Here is a 15,061-nt window from a genome sequence, read left to right on the forward strand (position 1 = left end):
GCGACGGGGTGCGCGTGGGCTCGCGGCCCTCGGAGCTGGACGGGCCGACCTCGACCGGCTCGCCGAAGTCGTCGCCGGTCGACGGCGCCGCCAGCAGCGCGCCGACGCCGAAGATCCCGGCGGCCACGACCGCCAGCGCGGTGATGGTGAGGGTGGCCGCCGACTTCATGCTCAGCATGGTCGGCACGCCGGGCGAGACAACGGTGAGACGTGGATGAGAGCTCTCTCATCCGCCGCGAGGTCCATTCCCGGAGTGTGCCACCGACCCGCCGTCAGCGCAGCCGCGTCACCTCGACCGACACGCCCAGGGCCTGGCTGTCGCCGCCGTGGTAGATGCCGCGCAGCGGGGTGACGTCGTCGTAGTCGCGGCCGCGGGCCACCATGACGTGCCCGGGTCCGGGGACCGAGTCGTTCGTCGGGTCGTAGGCCCGCCAGCCGCCCGCCCACCACTCCACCCAGGCGTGGCTCTCGCCGGTGACGGTCTCGCCGATCGCCGCGTCGGCCGTCGGGTGCAGGTAACCGGACACGTACCGGGCCGGCACGCCGGCCGAGCGCAGCAGCGCGATCGTGACGTGGGCGAAGTCCTGGCAGACGCCGCGGCCCTCGGCCAGCGCCTCGACGGCGTTCGTGTGCACGCTGGTCGACCCGGTGACGTAATCCAGCCGCGTGTGCGTCCAGCCGGCCGCGAGGCGCGCGCCGTCGTCGGGGGTCGCGGCGGCCCGGACCTGCGCGGCCGCCGCCAGCAGCTCGTCGCCGGCCGTCGTGCGCTGCGTCGGCGCGAGGTACTCGCCCAGCTCGTCGACGGTGTCCGGGTCGGCGAGCGCGGCCCAGCCGGTGCCGTCCTCGGCGGCCTCGACCGCGGACGCCGGCGCCGTCTCGACGACGCAGCTCGCCGTCACCGTCAGCTCGGAGTGGGCCGCGTGCACGTCGAACGCCGTCACCACCGTGCCGAAGTAGTCGACGTAGCGGTACAGCGACGCCGCGGGGCTGACCTCGACCGTCGCGTCCAGCACCCGCTGTCGCGGATCGCTGCGCGGGGTCACCCGCGCCTCGTTGTACGAGGAGAAGACCGGTCCTGCGTACCGGTAGCCGGTGTGGTGCTTCACCGACAGCAACCACCCGGCGCCGGGCGCGCCCGCCGTCACGGCGCCACCTCCTCGGCCCACCGCACGTGCAGCGACTTGCCGAAGTAGCGGCTGGTCACCTCGTCCGACGTGCGCGACGTCAGCCGCAGCAGCGACTCGATCAGGCTGGGCAGGTCGTCCAGCAGCTCCGCCGACGAGCGGAACTCCAGCGCCAGCCGCATCCGGCCGAGCGCGCGCCGGGCGCCGTCGGCGACGCCGAGCCGGTCGTCCAGGCCGGGGTCCAGCTCGCGCAGCAGCGCTTCGGCCGCGGCCAGCGAGAACGCCACCGACCGCGGCGAGAGCTGGTCGCGCAGCAGGAACTCGGCGACGTTGGCCGGCGACACCGCGCCCTGGTAGACGCGGACGAAGGTGTCGTGTCCGCCGACGCTGCGCAGCAGCCCGGCCAGCACCGACGCCCGGCCCTCGGCCAGCGCCGGGGTGGACAGCATGCGCGCGGCCATGTCGATGCGCTCCAGCGCGACGCCGAGCGACAGGAATCGCCAGCCGTCGTCGCGGACCATCGTCGTGGAGATCAGCCCGGTGGTCATCGCGGTGCGCTCGCGGACGTAGTAGCAGAACACCTGCGGCCCGAGCACGGCGGCGGCCATCCGGCGTTCGGCGAGGCCGTGCCAGGTGACGTTGAGCGCCTCCCACAGCTCGCTGGACAGGATCTCGCGGGCGCCGCGGGCGTTCTCGCGGGCCGCCGTCAGCGCCGCGGTGATCGACGCGGGCGAGTCCTGGTCGAAGGCGAGCAGCGCGACGACCGACGACGGGGTCACGGCGCCGTCGCCGGGATCGACGCCCATCGCCGCGAGCAGCGTGCGCAGCTGCCGCTCTTGGTCGGTGCCGGGCTCGTCCTGGATCCGGGTGAGGTGGACGTCGACGACGCGCGCCTTCGCGTCGGCGCGCTCCAGGTAGCGGCCGATCCAGTACAGCGACTCCGCGATCCGGCTCAGCACGTCGTCCTCCCCTGCTGTTGTTGTTGCTGCTGCTCACGGGGCGGTTCGGACGGTCCCAGATCGGGCGGGACGGCGAGCGGGCGGCGTCCGTCGACGTGGTCGCCGAGGCCGGGCGCGCCGGCGCCGGCGGGCAGGTCGGCCTCCGGCTCCGTCAGGTCGGCGCCGGCGAGGACGCTGCTCTCGCCGCCGGCCGGATCCGGCGCCGGCTCGGCGGGACGGGCCGGCGACGCCAGCACCCAGGTGTCCTTCGAGCCGCCGCCCTGACTGGAGTTGACGATCAGGCTGCCCTCCGGGAGCGCCACCCGGGTCAGCCCGCCCGGCAGCACCCACACCTCGCGGCCGTCGTTGACGGCGAACGGGCGCAGGTCGACGTGGCGAGGCACGAGCTGGTCGCCGATCAGCGTCGGCACCGTCGACAGCCGGACCGGCCGCTGCGCCACGTACCCGCGCGGGTTCGCCTCCACGGCGTCGCGCAGTGTGGCCAGGTCCTCGTCGCTCGCCTGCGGGCCGATCACGATGCCCTTGCCGCCCGACCCGTCGACGGGCTTGAGCACCAGGTCGCCGAGGTTCGACAGCACCTGCGCGATGTTCTGCGGGGTGTCCAGGCGCCAGGTCTCGACGTTGCGCAGCACCGGCTCCTCGCTGAGGTAGTACCGGATCAGGTCGGGCACGTAGGTGTAGACGAGCTTGTCGTCGGCGACGCCGTTGCCGACGGCGTTCGCCAGCGTGACGTTGCCGGCCCGGGCCGCGTTGAGCAGGCCGGGGCTGCCGACCATGGAGTCGGCGCGGAACTGCACGGGGTCGAGGAAGTCGTCGTCGACCCGCCGGTAGATGACGTCGACCCGCTGGTGCCCGCGGGTGGTGCGGATGCGCACCTCGTTGCCGATGACGGACAGGTCGCGGCCCTCGACCAGCTGCACGCCCATCTGCCGCGCCAGCAGCGTGTGCTCGGAGTAGGCGGCGTTGTGGACGCCCGGCGTGAGCACGACGATGGTCGGGTCGTCGACGCCGGGCGGGGCGGCCGCGCGCAGCGCCGCCAGCAGCCGGGCCGGGTAGCCGGCGACCGGGCGGACCAGGTGCCCGCCGAACAGCTCCGGCAGCACCCGGGCCAGCGCCCGCCGGTTCTCGACGACGTAGGAGACGCCGGACGGCGTGCGCAGGTTGTCCTCGAGGACGCGGAACTCGCCCTGCTCGTCGCGGACGAGGTCGATGCCGGACACGTGCACCCGCACCCCGTTCGGCGGCCGGATCCCGAACGCCTGCCGGTGGAAGTGCTGCGACGACACCACGACCTGCCGCGGCACGACGCCGTCGCGGAACACCAGCCCGGACCCGTACACGTCGTCGAGGAACGCCTCCAGCGCGCGGACCCGCTGCGCGACGCCGCGCTCGACGACGTCCCACTCCGCCGCCGTGATGATGCGCGGGACGATGTCCAGCGGGAACGGCCGCTCGACGCCCTCGTGGTCGAACGTGATGCCCTGGTCGCGGAAGACGGTGCCGAGGAACGCGGCGAGGCTGGCCAGCACCTCCGGGCCGGCCGCCGTGAGCGCCTCGTGCAGGCCGCCGTAGGTGGGCCGCGGCGCGCCGTCGGCGGTGTAGACCTCGTCCCACGCCGCCCCGAATCGGTATCCGGCCAGCATGTCGGTCATACCTGCGCAGCGTAGAACCGGCGTGTTACACGAACAAGTCGCCCGCGTGACCGGGCCGCCGTCTCAGTCAGGGGTGGGGACGGTCCAGACCCAGCCGTCGGCGAGCAGCTCGCCGTCGCTCATGTCGTCGCCCCAGGCCGAGCCGCCCCACAGGAACACGACGCCGCCGGCGAAGGCGACCGACTGGCCCTGCACGTGCTCGTCGACCGGCAGCTCCGGCACCCGCGTCCACGCCTGCGCCGGGACGTCCAGGGCCCAGGCCCCGGAGACGATGGTCTGCTCGTCGCTGACGTCGCCCGGGACCATGAAGCCGTCCAGCGGGTCCCGCTCGGGCCGGTCCGGCAGCGCCGACCAGGCGCCCGTCGCCGGGTCGAGGACGGCGCCGTACGGGATGTCGCGGCCCCAGTTGTTCACCTCGCCGCCGTCGGCGCTGCCCTCCAGCGCGCTGACCAGCACGTCCCCGACCGCGCGGAAACCGTAGCCGCTGAGGACGTCGCCGCTGGGCAGCTCGGTCCAGGCGCCGGACTCGAGGTCGAACCGGGCCGCGTCGACGACCGGCGGCTCCACCCCGGGGTTCGCGACGAGGTCGCTGGCCAGGAGCACCGCGCCGCCGGGGGTGCCGACTAGGCGACGGTCGTAGGACGGGCCGAGCGGGTCGGCCGGCAGCGCCGTCCACGTGTCGGTGGCGGCGTCATAGGTGAGGTCGGCCGGCAGCGGGTCCAGTGCCGTCGGCACCGCCGCGTCCATAGACTCGTGCGAGCCGACGTAGGCGACCACCCGGTCGCCGGCGACCGTCAGCGCCCGCCAGCCGGTGTCGTCCGGCGGCGTCAGCTCGATCCACGCGTCCGCGGCCGCGTCGTAGGCCTGGAACGTGCTCGACATCGTGCCGTCGGCGCCGAACCCCGAGGTCAGCACGTAGACCATGTCGCCGACCACCGCCGCGGTCTCCGGACCGCCGCCGACCGGCGCCGGGGCGTCGGCGATCGGCGTCCACGCGTCGGCCGCCGGGTCGTAGGCGGCGCCGTCGCGCAGCGGCTCCGGCGGCGCGACGCAGTCGGCGTTCGGCGGGCACGGCGGGCCGTCGCTGCCGCCGATGACCAGGATCTGCTCGCCGACGGTGACCGTCAGCGGCGCCTCGCGCGGCGTCAGCGGCGACTGTGCCACCGGTCGCCAGCCGGGCTCGCCGTCCGCTTCCGGACCGGCCGCCGTCTCCCCACATCCAGCCGTCAGCAGGGCCAGCCCCGCCGCCACCACCCACCGCGTCTTCATGCTGGTTGGACGCGGTGACGGGGTCAGCGGTTCTCCTTGCGGATCACCAGCTTCAGCCCGGACCACACCTCGTCGATCGCGCACACCTTCACGTCGACCAGCCCACGCGGCAGCGCCACGTCGCGGACGACGTTCTCCGTCATGTCGGTCGGGACCTTGCTGGCCCGCTTCGGCCAGGCGACCCAGATGGCGCCGTCGCGCTCGATGCGGTCCTCGTGGCCGGGCAGCTCGCGCTCCAGCCGGTCCCGGCTGGTGGTGAACAGCAGCACGACGTCGTAGGGCCCGCCGTCGGCCGTCTCGACGCCGTCGATCGCGAAGCCGTCCGGCGCGCCGTCGAACAGCACGCGGTGCCCGGGCTTGATGCCGAGCTTGCGCACCAGCGGCGTCCCCGAGTACCCCGTCGTCACGGCAGCCCCAGCTCGTCGGCGAACAGGTCGTACCCGACGAAGGACACGATGTCGAGGATCGAGTGCGCCACCACCAGCGGCATCACCCGTTTCGTCCGGTGGTAGAAGTACGCGAAGACGACGCCCATGAGCATGTTGCCGATCGCCATTCCGTACCCCTGGTACAGGTGGTACGAGCCGCGCAGCACCGCGCTCGTCGCGATGATCGCCGGCAGCTCCCAGCCCAGCTGCTTCAGCCGCGTCATCAGGAACCCGACGACGATGACCTCCTCGACCACCGAGTTCTGCAGCGCCGACAGGATCAGCACCGGCACCGTCCACCAGTACTCGTTCAGCGTGCTCGGCTGGATCGAGACGTTCATGTCCAGCGCGTGCCCGAGGAAGTAGATGCCCAGCCCCGGCAGCCCGATGACGGCCGACAGCCCGGCGCCGAACAGCAGGTCGCGGCGCGGCTGGGCCAGGTCGAAGCCGATCCGCCGCACCGCCGAGCGGCCGGGCCCGGACATCAGGTACAGCGCCAGCGCGACGGGCACCAGCGCGAACCCGATCGACAGCACCTGGTAGGTGAGGTCGAGGTACTCGCGCGTGCTGCGCGACGCGTTCAGCGTCGCGGTCTGCTCGCTCAGCCGCTCCGGCCTGGTCAGCCGCGCGATCAGGCTCACGACGGCGTACACCGCGGACTGCCCCAGCGACAGCCCGAGCACGATCCAGATCTCCGCGGTCAGCCGTCGCCGCGACGTCGTCTCGGTCCCGGCCGCGGGCAGGTCCTGCGTCACCACCGTTCGAGCGTAGCGGCGTTCCCTGAGCCTGGGCTTAATGCTCAGCCGCTGACGGGGCGGTAGAAGAACCCGCGGCCGCTGCGGTTGGCGCGCCCGGGTTCCAGGTAGCCCTGTCGTTCGAGCTCCGTCAGCAGCTTCCCGGCGTAGTTCTGCGCCACCCCGGCGAGATCCGCCACCTCGGTCGACGAGACCCGGCCCCGTGCCCGCGCCCAGTCCAGGATCATGCGTTGCCGCGCTTCGCCCTGGCGGTATCTCAGCCGGTAGGACAGCCACTCGCCGGCAAGGTCGGACAACCGCCAGGCCGTCGGCTCGCCAGCCGGCACTCCGGCCACCTCGGCCACGATGCGGTACTCGAAGAAGATCGCTTCGGCCAGTCGGCCGATGGCGGCTTCGGCCTCCGCTTCACCGCGTTGGATCAACGGCGCCGCCTGCCGGGAGTCGATCCATCCATGCCCGCACAGATGATCCAGCATCAGGAGCAGGTCGACATCGCGGGCGACCGTCGACGGCGAGATGCCTGCCAGGAATCCGGTCCAGATCTGATCGGGCGGCCCGCCCAGGAGAACGGCCCGGACATACGGTCCCGGCAGTTCGGAGATGTCCGGTCGTTCATGACCCAGAGCGAGCATGGACGCGACCATGCGATCGACGCCGATTCCCTCCCGTTCCGCCAGCCGTAGCGATGCCGCCGCCTCGGCCAGCGACTGGTATCGGGGCGCGGACGGATGCGTGATGATGTTTTCGGGTGTGATGCCGGCGATGAATCCGCCCGGTGAGGTGACGGTGAGGGTATCGCCGACGTGCTCGACCACGACCGGAGCGGCCGTGGTCCAGTCGCGGTGGACGACGCCGTTCACGATCGCCTCGCGCACCGCGGACTGAGGTAGCTTGCGCACCTGTCCTCTGACGAGTCCCTCAGCCACCTGCACGATGGCGTTCGATGCGGCGGCCGCCGTCTCTACTTCGGACAGTTGGACGAGCAGCGGCCCCTCTCGTCGCACGCGGACCGTGCTGTCACCACCTGGGTGATCGCGCCGCAGATAGTCGATGGCCGGGCCCTGCGTCGTCACGAAAAGCAAAGCCCCGGCGTTCGTCAGCCGGCCGTCACCATCGACGACGTTCAGTCTCCGCAAGAGATCGTTGTCCGTGGCCGCCGCGAGGTCGGCCGCCGCTGGATCGCTGGCGGCCTGGCTGAGGAAGCGCCGGGCGACCTCGACAGCGCTGGGCTGGACGTCGTCCAGCCGGTAGCCCGACCGCTGAGCCGACCAGTCGAACCCGCCGCGATGCAGGCGGCCGGCCATCCAGGTCGCGGCATCGACCTCGACGCAATGGTCGGCTACCCGCCAGCGGATCCGGCCGTTCCAGCGGATCGGCTCCACCGCCTCCGGCGGCCGGAGCACGAGCACCCGGGTCCCGCCGAGATCTCCCACCCGGATGTCCACGGTCAGGCGCCGGTCGCTGAGCTCGAAGATGCGATGCCGCAGCCACTCGGCCCCGAGGGCGGTCCCGATCCGCGCACCGTCGTCGGCGACGCCGAGGAGGATGGCGCCAGCACCCGGAGTGTTCGCGATGCAGGTGAGCTCTCCGGCAAGGTACTTGGCGGCACCCTCGTTCTCGGCCCCGCCCGGCAACACCGAGCCGTCCGGCGCGCGACGCCCCGGTTCCTCCTTCACATCGATGTTGAGCAGCTCGATGTCACGTGGCGCGCGCCCGGCGACCAGCCCGTCGATCACGCGCTGGAGCTGCGACTCGACGGGATCCGGACCCAGAAAATGGAACGACAACGGCCCTCCAGGGCGAGGAGTTACACTTTCTTGGCTGAAAGTATAACTGCGTCCGCCATCGGCTGCCTCCGTTCTACTTTCGGGTTGCGGTGCACCGGCCCCGGCGCGGGCTCATGCGCGCCGGGGCCGGAGGTCTCGCGGTGACGGGGTCAGCGGCGGGCCCGCCTGAGGCCTACCCATTCCAGTTCGACGAAGACCGCGACCAGGGCGGCCTGCAGCAGGATCCACACCGTCCCGGCGGTCGTCGGGTCGAACCAGCCGGCCGCGGCGACGATCACGCTGTCGACCACCCACACGGCGTTGATCGCGATGATCGCGCCCACCCACGACACCGGCGCCTCCCGCCGCGTCGAGACGTAGAACACGAACGCGCCCATGACGATCAGCACCGCGCCGGCCGGGTACAGCAGCGACGTCGGCAGGCCCAGCCGGTCGCCCACCCACCCCGCCGCGGCCACGTACGCCAGGCCGTTCAGCACCGTGACGATGCCGTCGATCTCCAGGGTCCAGCGCAGCAGCGGGGTGTCCCGGATCCGCGCGACGGCGGGGCGGGCAACGGTGTCAGCGGCCATCATGACCAGCTCCTTCGTGAGGTCGTTCGGACCACACGACCGTCGCCCCGAAGGCACTGCCAAGCACAGACGCGGCACTGCCGAGTACTGCCAGTCTCAGCCGGTCCGCGCGCGCAGATCCTCCGCGACGACGCGGGCGGCGGCGTTCTGCCAGTTGTAGAGCGTCCGCTCCGGCACGTAGCGGCGCAGCCAGTCGAACGCCCGCCGCGACGTCTCGTCCAGGCCGGACAGGTCGGGCTGACGGCGGTACGGGCGGATCCCGGCGACGTACGGGAAGTACAGCGCGTTGAAGTACCGCCACTCCTCGCTGGTGCCGAAGTCGGCGTCGCGGGGCCGCAGCCGCTCGATGCTCTCCAGCAGCAACGCCTTCAGCTCGGCCGCCCGGTCCAGCGGCTGCTCGCCGCGGCCCGACGACGCCAGCCGCGCGGAGACGGCGGGCAGCGCGAGCAGCGGACTGGAGACGAGCTTGCCGAGGTCGCCGTAGTGCCGCAGCGCGTCGCGGACCAGCCGCGCGAACGCCTCGTCGTCCAGGTCGTCGAGCTCGTGGCGCGAGGAACGACGCGGCAGGGCGTCCGACGCGTCGCGCAGCTCAGCTCGCGACGATCGCAGCGCGGGCGTCCCCGCGAAGGCCAGCCGGTCGACGGCCGCCTGCACGACGCTGGCCAGCGTCACGACGGCGATCGCGGCCCCGACGACGCCGAACGCGAGCGCCCGCAGCCCGTCCCCAGAACCCGACGCGAGCGAGACCAGCCCGACCTGACCGCCGAACACGACGGCGGCCAGCAGCGCCCCGACGGCGGACCGTCGCAGGTCCGCGCCCAGCGCCTCGCCCGCCTCCAGCGCGTTCGTCACCGCGACGACGACGCCCAGCACGACCAGGTCCACGCCGACGGCGGCGAGGACGACACCGAGCGGCAGCCAGCCCAGCGGCACCAGCACCGCGACGGCGCCGAGCGCGAACAGCAGCGTCGCGAGCACCACCACTCCGTGCGGCAGACCCAAGGCGACGGAACGGGAACGCACCAGCAGCACCAGCGCGCCGGCCAGCGGCGCCAGCACCAGCACCGCCGTCAGCGGCTCCCACCGGCCGCCGACCACCGCGGCGACGACCAGCTCGGCCACGCCCAGCGGCAGCACCACGAACCGCCACCACCGCTCGGCCGGCGCCCGCCAGGCGGACTCGTCCGGCAGCAGCGCCAGCAGCACACCGGCCCAGATCAGCGCCGGCAGCCCGGCGAACACGTACCCGAACGCCTCGACGACGGACCCGTCGAACGGGGCCAGCGCGAGCGCCACCGCGTATGACACCAGGCCCAGCCCGGCCCGGCGCATCGCGGCGTCGGCGGGATCCCGGCCGGCCAGGTAGAGCCCCAGCCACCAGGCGACGGAGAACGCCGCGACCGCCAACACCAGCACGAGAGGAGGCTAACGGCTCCGATTAGGGTGGTGGGCGAGCCTCCCTGCCGCGACGACCGAGGGGTGTCCATGAGCGACGCGGACCACGACCACGACCACGGCGACGATCCGGGCCCGCGCCGGCGCGACGTCCTCGCCGGCGCGGGCGGCCTGATCCTCGCCGCATCCGTGGCCGGTGGCGGCAGCGACGCCGCCGCGGTCACCCGGACGGCCACCGGATCGCCCGGCGCCGAGCGGGCCTCCCGGATCACCCGCGGCCGCACCCTCGTCCACGCCGACCTGCACAACCACACGCTGTTCTCCGACGGCTCCGGCGACCCCGCGCTGGCCTACGAGTCGATGCGCTCGGCCGGTCTCGACGTCGCCGCGCTCACCGACCACGCGACGCTGTCCGACGGCGTGCTCAGCATCCTCGACCCGCTGCTGCCCGACGGCGTCAACCGGATCAGCGGCCTGAGCCGCAGCGGCTGGCGGCGCACGCGGGAGCTGGCCGACGCCGCGGACGAGCCGGGCGTGTTCACCGCGATCCGCGGCTTCGAGTGGACCAACCCGCTGCTCGGCCACGTGAACGTGTGGTTCACCGACGCCTACACCGACGTGCTGGACGCGACCCTGATGGGCGGGTTCTACCGCTGGCTGACCCGCGAGGACGGCTTCCTCGGCCTCGGCGACGGCGGCGCCGACGGGCTGGCCGGGTTCAACCATCCGGGCCGCGAGCCGGGCCGGTTCAACGACTTCCGCTACGAGCCGCGGGCGCATGACCAGCTGGTCAGCCTGGAGATGTTCAACCGCTACGACGACTACCTCTTCGAGGGGTGGGCCGACGGCGTCAGCTCGCCGCTGGTCACGTGCCTGAACGCGGGCTGGCGGCCGGGACTGTCCGGCGTCACCGACGAGCACGGCACCGACTGGGGCTACCCGGAGGGCAAGGGGCGCACCGGCATGTGGGTCACCGAGAACACCCGCGAGGCGGTGTTCCGGGCGATGACGGAGCGACGGTTCTTCGCGACCCGCATGTCCGGGCTGCGGCTGGACGCCACGGCCGACGGCGTGCCGATGGGCGGCTCGCTCCGGCACGCCGGCGGCGACGTGCGGTTCGCCGTCGACCTCGACCGCGGCGACGAGTGGGACGGCACCCGGCTCGACGTCCAGGTGCTGCGGCCCGGTGACGGCGTCCCGGTGGTGGCCGACGTCATCGAGGCGGCGGCCGGGCGCGTCACCCGGTTCACCGTCCCGCTGGACGGCGACGACGGCGACTGGGTGGTGCTGCGCGTGTCGGACCCGTCGCGGCCCAACGGCACGCCCGGCCCGGACGGCCACCCGTGCAACGACTTCGGCATCGCCTACTCCAGCCCCTGGTGGCTCGATCCCGCGTGACCCCGAGCCGCCGACCGGCCTGCAGGGATGGGCTGTCTACGGCCGCAGTCCGCGGATCGTCACAGCGAGCATGCGGTCGCGCGCGGCCGGGTCGATCCCGCCCCGCTCGCGAGCCAGACAGCCCTCGATGAGCGCCTTGACGTCGGCCTGGTCGAGGTCGGCGCGGACCTCCCCCGCCCGCTGCGCCGGGACCAGGAGGCCGCGCAGCATGGCCCCGAAGTCCAGCCCGGTGTCCGCCGCGGCCGTCTCGACGTCGAACCCGGCGCCGCCGAGCGCCTCGGCGAGGCCGCGGTTCGTCGCCCCTTCGGTCACCATGAACCGGACGAACTCGAACAGCGCCTCGCCGGGCGGCGCCGATGCGGCCAGCTCGCGGGCCCGCTGCGCCAGCTGCTCCAGCCGGGCCTGCACGATCGCCTGGTAGAGCGCCTCCTTCGTCGGGAAGTGCCGGCTGACGGTGCCGGTCCCGACCCCGGCACGGCGGGCGATCTCGTGCACCGACACCGACAGTCCCTCGGCGGCGAACGCCTCGATGGCGACCTCGAGGATGCGCGCATAGTTGCGCCGGGCGTCGGCACGCACCGCCGGCCACCTCCCACTCCGCCACACCGTTAGACAACCGGGACGCTCGTCCCGTATAGTCTGAACCGGAACGCGCGTCCCGATTCTACTCACACCGACGGAGGACGCCATGGACTCGCCCCATCCCACCTGGACACCCGACGACATCGGCGACCTGACCGGCCGGACGGCCATCGTGACCGGCGCCAACACCGGCCTTGGCCGCGAGGTTGCCGCCACGCTCGTCGCATCCGGCGCCACGGTCTTGCTGGCCTGCCGCGATGTCGCCAAGGCGGCCGCCGCCGCAGCCACGATGACCGGTCCGCGAGCGCCGGAGGTCGTACCTCTCGACCTGGGCGACCTGCGCTCCGTCCGGGCCGCCGCGGCCCACATCCACGATCGGCACCAGAGGCTGGATCTGCTGGTCAACAACGCCGGCGTGATGTGGCTGCCGCGCCAGCACACCGCCGACGGGTTCGAGCGGCACCTCGGCATCAACCACCTGGGCCACTTCGCGCTCACCGGCCTGCTGCTGGACCTGCTCCTGGCCACGCCAGGCTCGCGCGTCGTCACCGTCAGCAGCAACGGGCACAAGAGGGGCCGGCTCGATCTCACCGACCCGCACTTCGAACGGCGCCCGTACCGCCCGATGGCGGCGTATGCCCAGTCCAAGCTGGCGAACCTGCTGTTCACGTACGAGTTGCAGCGGCGGATGGCGGACGCGGGCGCGACCTCGATCGCCGTCGCGGCCCATCCCGGTGGCAGCCGCACCGAGCTGATGCGTCACGCTCCGCTCCACATCCGGATCGCCAGCGGGCCGCGACTGCACCGGCTGGTGTCCTGGCTGGTCCAGGACACCGCGCACGGTGCGCTGCCGCTGCTGCGGGCCGCGCTCGACCCGGAGGTGCGCGGCGGCGACTACTACGGGCCGGACGGCTGGGGCGAGTGGACCGGCCACCCGACGCTGGTGACGTCCAGTGCGGCGGCGCACGACGAGGCCGCGCAGCGCGGGCTCTGGGCCGAGTCGGAGCGCCTGACCGGGGTCACCTATGACTTCACCGCACCGACGCCGGCCGTTCAATTCGGTATTGACCGGAAGTCGGGACGACTGTGATGTGATCGGGCACCCCCACGCCTTCCGGAGGTGCCCGTGCCCGCCTCGCCGTCCACCCTCGACCGCCGCCGGTTCCTCGCGCTGACCGGCGGCGGCGCGCTGACGTTCGCCGCCGCGCTGGCCGGCTTCTCCGCCGCGCCGGTCCGCGCCAACCCGATCTTCCGGCAGAACCCGTTCACGCTCGGCGTGGCCTCCGGCGACCCGCTGCCCGACGGCGTCGTGCTGTGGACGCGGCTGGCGCCGGACCCGCTCGCGGCCGACGGGCTGGCCGGGATGGCCGGCCAGCATGCGATCCCGGTGCAGTGGCAGCTCGCCCGCGACCCGGGGTTCCGCGAGATCGAACGGTCCGGCACGGTCCGGGCGACGCCGGAGCTGGCGCACTCGGTGCACGCGGAGGTCGGCGGGCTGGAGCCGGGCCGCGACTACTGGTACCGCTTCCGCGCCGGCCGCGAGCTGAGCCCCGTCGGCCGCACCCGCACGGCGCCGGCCGCCGACGCGACCCCCAGCCAGGTCCGCTTCGCGTTCGCCAGCTGCCAGAACTACGCCGACGGCCACTTCACCGCCCACCGGCACCTGGCCGAGGAGGACCTCGACCTCGTCGTGCACCTGGGCGACTACATCTACGAGACCGGCGGGGCCGGCACCATCGGCCGCGCGCACCTGCCCGCCGTCGAGTGCCAGTCGCTCAGCGACTACCGCATCCGCTACGGCCAGTACAAGAGCGACCCGGACCTGCAGGCCGCGCACGCCGCCGCCCCGTGGGTCGTGGTGCTCGACGACCACGAGATCGACAACAACTGGGCCGACGACGTCGACGGCGTCGGCGTGGGCGGCGAGGTGTTCCGGGCCCGGCGGATCGCCGCGCTGAAGGCGTACTACGAGAACATGCCGCTGCGGCGCGCGGCGCTGCCGGCCGGCCCGGACATGCAGCTCTACCGGCGGCTGCGCTACGGCACGCTGGCCGACTTCAACGTCGTCGACACCCGCCAGTACCGCGACGACCAGGCCTGCGGCGACGGCCGGCAGATCGACTGCGCCGACCGCCTGGACCCGGCCCGGACGATGCTCGGCGACGCCCAGGAGGCCTGGCTGCTGGACGGACTGGCGGGCTCGCCGGCGACGTGGAAGGTGATGGCGAACCAGATCTTCATGATGCAGGCCGACCACGAGGCCGGTCCGGTGCAGGCGTTCGGCATGGACACCTGGGACGGCTACGCGGCGGCCCGGACCCGGCTGCTCGACGGCGTCCGCGACCGGTCCGTGGAGAACTTCGTCGTGATCACCGGCGACGCGCACCGCAGCGTCGCCGCGGACCTCAAGGCGAACTTCGACGACCCCGGCTCGGCCACCGTCGGCACCGAGTTCCTCGCGACGTCGGTCAGCGCCGGCGGCGACGGCGCCGACCAGGACGCGCTCGGCGGCGTCTGGCTGGCGGAGAACCCGCACATGAAGTTCCACAACGTCCAGCGCGGCTACGCCACCTGCACGCTGACGCCGGACGCCTGGCGCACCGACTACCGCGTCGTCCCGTACGTCCGGCAGCCGGGCGCCCCGGTCACGACCCGGGCCAGCGTCACCGTCGAGGCCGGCGTCCCCGGCATCGCCGACGTCTCGGCCTAGTCGTCCAGGCCGCGGGCCTGCAGCGCCTCACCCATCGCGTCGGCGTGCCGCAGCACGCCGACGACGAGGGGTACGGCGAACGCGCGGACGCTGCGCTCGCGGCCGCGGGCCCAGCGCGCCTCCCGGATCCGGCCGGCGATCCCGGCGACGACGGGGACGCTGCGCAGCGTCAGCGACATCAGCAGCGAGACGCGGGCCGGGTCGACACCGAACCGGCGGAACGGCCGCAGCCCGCGCTCCAGCGCCGCCATCAGGTCCGTCGTCCGCGTCGTCAACGTCACCAGCGCGGCCAGCGCGACCGCGAGCACCAGCCGGGCGGTCAGCGCGACCGCCGTCGGCACGTCGGCGATGACCACCTGCACCACCAGCAGGACGACGACGAACCAGCGCAGCGGCCGCAGCTGCCCCCACGCGGCCCGCCACCCCACCC

14 protein-coding genes are annotated in these 15,061 nt (G+C 73.4%); 3 read left to right on the forward strand and 11 right to left on the reverse strand.

Going from position 1 to position 15,061, the window contains the following annotated elements:
- Window positions 1-272: 272 nt before the first annotated feature.
- The 9 genes from C1I92_RS30440 to C1I92_RS30480 form a co-directional block, all read right to left on the reverse strand.
- Window positions 273-1,145: a transglutaminase family protein gene (locus C1I92_RS30440; protein WP_111258388.1), complete on the reverse strand. Its 873-nt coding sequence runs from the start codon at window positions 1,143-1,145 to the stop codon at window positions 273-275.
- Window positions 1,142-2,083 carry an alpha-E domain-containing protein gene (locus C1I92_RS30445; protein WP_111258389.1) on the reverse strand — a complete coding sequence of 314 codons (942 nt, stop codon included), beginning with the start codon at window positions 2,081-2,083 and terminating at the stop codon, window positions 1,142-1,144. Before C1I92_RS30445 ends, C1I92_RS30440 begins: the two co-directional genes overlap by 4 nt.
- On the reverse strand, window positions 2,077-3,735 hold the full coding sequence (locus C1I92_RS30450; protein ID WP_111258390.1) for a circularly permuted type 2 ATP-grasp protein: 1,659 nt from the start codon (window positions 3,733-3,735) through the stop codon (window positions 2,077-2,079). Before C1I92_RS30450 ends, C1I92_RS30445 begins: the two co-directional genes overlap by 7 nt.
- A 63-nt stretch (window positions 3,736-3,798) precedes the next feature.
- Window positions 3,799-5,004, reverse strand: a complete 1,206-nt coding sequence (locus tag C1I92_RS30455; protein WP_111258391.1) for a Kelch repeat-containing protein — start codon at window positions 5,002-5,004, stop codon at window positions 3,799-3,801.
- A 23-nt stretch (window positions 5,005-5,027) separates the two neighbouring features.
- The gene (locus C1I92_RS30460; protein ID WP_111258392.1) at window positions 5,028-5,411 is read right to left on the reverse strand and encodes a DUF3052 family protein; all 384 of its coding nucleotides are present in this window, start codon (window positions 5,409-5,411) and stop codon (window positions 5,028-5,030) included.
- Entirely contained in the window at window positions 5,408-6,187 is a 780-nt protein-coding gene (locus C1I92_RS30465; RefSeq protein WP_438940544.1) for a CPBP family intramembrane glutamic endopeptidase, read from the reverse strand. Before C1I92_RS30465 ends, C1I92_RS30460 begins: the two co-directional genes overlap by 4 nt.
- Window positions 6,188-6,231: 44 nt before the next feature.
- Window positions 6,232-7,923 (reverse strand): RNA/DNA-binding domain-containing protein, encoded by a 1,692-nt coding sequence (locus C1I92_RS30470; protein WP_111258393.1) that lies wholly within the window; start codon window positions 7,921-7,923, stop codon window positions 6,232-6,234.
- A 200-nt stretch (window positions 7,924-8,123) separates the two neighbouring features.
- Window positions 8,124-8,549, reverse strand: coding sequence for a hypothetical protein (locus tag C1I92_RS30475; RefSeq protein WP_111258394.1), 426 nt, complete (start codon window positions 8,547-8,549; stop codon window positions 8,124-8,126).
- A gap of 93 nt (window positions 8,550-8,642) precedes the next feature.
- Window positions 8,643-9,962: a hypothetical protein gene (locus C1I92_RS30480; RefSeq protein WP_111258395.1), complete on the reverse strand. Its 1,320-nt coding sequence runs from the start codon at window positions 9,960-9,962 to the stop codon at window positions 8,643-8,645.
- Window positions 9,963-10,031: 69 nt separating this feature from the next.
- Between C1I92_RS30480 and C1I92_RS30485 the strand changes: the two genes are divergently transcribed.
- Window positions 10,032-11,339 (forward strand): CehA/McbA family metallohydrolase, encoded by a 1,308-nt coding sequence (locus tag C1I92_RS30485; RefSeq protein ID WP_111258401.1) that lies wholly within the window; start codon window positions 10,032-10,034, stop codon window positions 11,337-11,339.
- 36 nt (window positions 11,340-11,375) lie between these two features.
- Here the strand turns inward: C1I92_RS30485 and C1I92_RS30490 are convergent, their stop codons facing one another.
- Window positions 11,376-11,918: a TetR/AcrR family transcriptional regulator gene (locus tag C1I92_RS30490; protein WP_111258396.1), complete on the reverse strand. Its 543-nt coding sequence runs from the start codon at window positions 11,916-11,918 to the stop codon at window positions 11,376-11,378.
- A gap of 109 nt (window positions 11,919-12,027) precedes the next feature.
- Between C1I92_RS30490 and C1I92_RS30495 the strand changes: the two genes are divergently transcribed.
- On the forward strand, window positions 12,028-13,011 hold the full coding sequence (locus C1I92_RS30495; protein WP_111258397.1) for an oxidoreductase: 984 nt from the start codon (window positions 12,028-12,030) through the stop codon (window positions 13,009-13,011).
- 36 nt (window positions 13,012-13,047) lie between these two features.
- Window positions 13,048-14,631 (forward strand): alkaline phosphatase D family protein, encoded by a 1,584-nt coding sequence (locus C1I92_RS30500; protein WP_111258398.1) that lies wholly within the window; start codon window positions 13,048-13,050, stop codon window positions 14,629-14,631.
- Here C1I92_RS30500 and C1I92_RS30505 read toward each other — a convergent pair.
- On the reverse strand, window positions 14,628-15,061 hold a 434-nt coding region (locus C1I92_RS30505; RefSeq protein ID WP_111258399.1), incomplete at its 5' end, for an energy-coupling factor transporter transmembrane component T. The genes C1I92_RS30500 and C1I92_RS30505 overlap by 4 nt on opposite strands.

The organism is Jiangella anatolica, assembly GCF_003236295.1.
Taxonomy (GTDB): domain Bacteria; phylum Actinomycetota; class Actinomycetes; order Jiangellales; family Jiangellaceae; genus Jiangella; species Jiangella anatolica.

Coding starts and splice junctions, on each gene's coding strand:
- C1I92_RS30450 (WP_111258390.1), bottom strand. CDS start 3,735: ATGACCGACATGCTGGCCGGATACCGATTCGGGGCGGCGTGGGACGAG.
- C1I92_RS30455 (WP_111258391.1), bottom strand. CDS start 5,004: ATGAAGACGCGGTGGGTGGTGGCGGCGGGGCTGGCCCTGCTGACGGCT.
- C1I92_RS30475 (WP_111258394.1), bottom strand. CDS start 8,549: ATGATGGCCGCTGACACCGTTGCCCGCCCCGCCGTCGCGCGGATCCGG.
- C1I92_RS30485 (WP_111258401.1), top strand. CDS start 10,032: ATGAGCGACGCGGACCACGACCACGACCACGGCGACGATCCGGGCCCG.
- C1I92_RS30495 (WP_111258397.1), top strand. CDS start 12,028: ATGGACTCGCCCCATCCCACCTGGACACCCGACGACATCGGCGACCTG.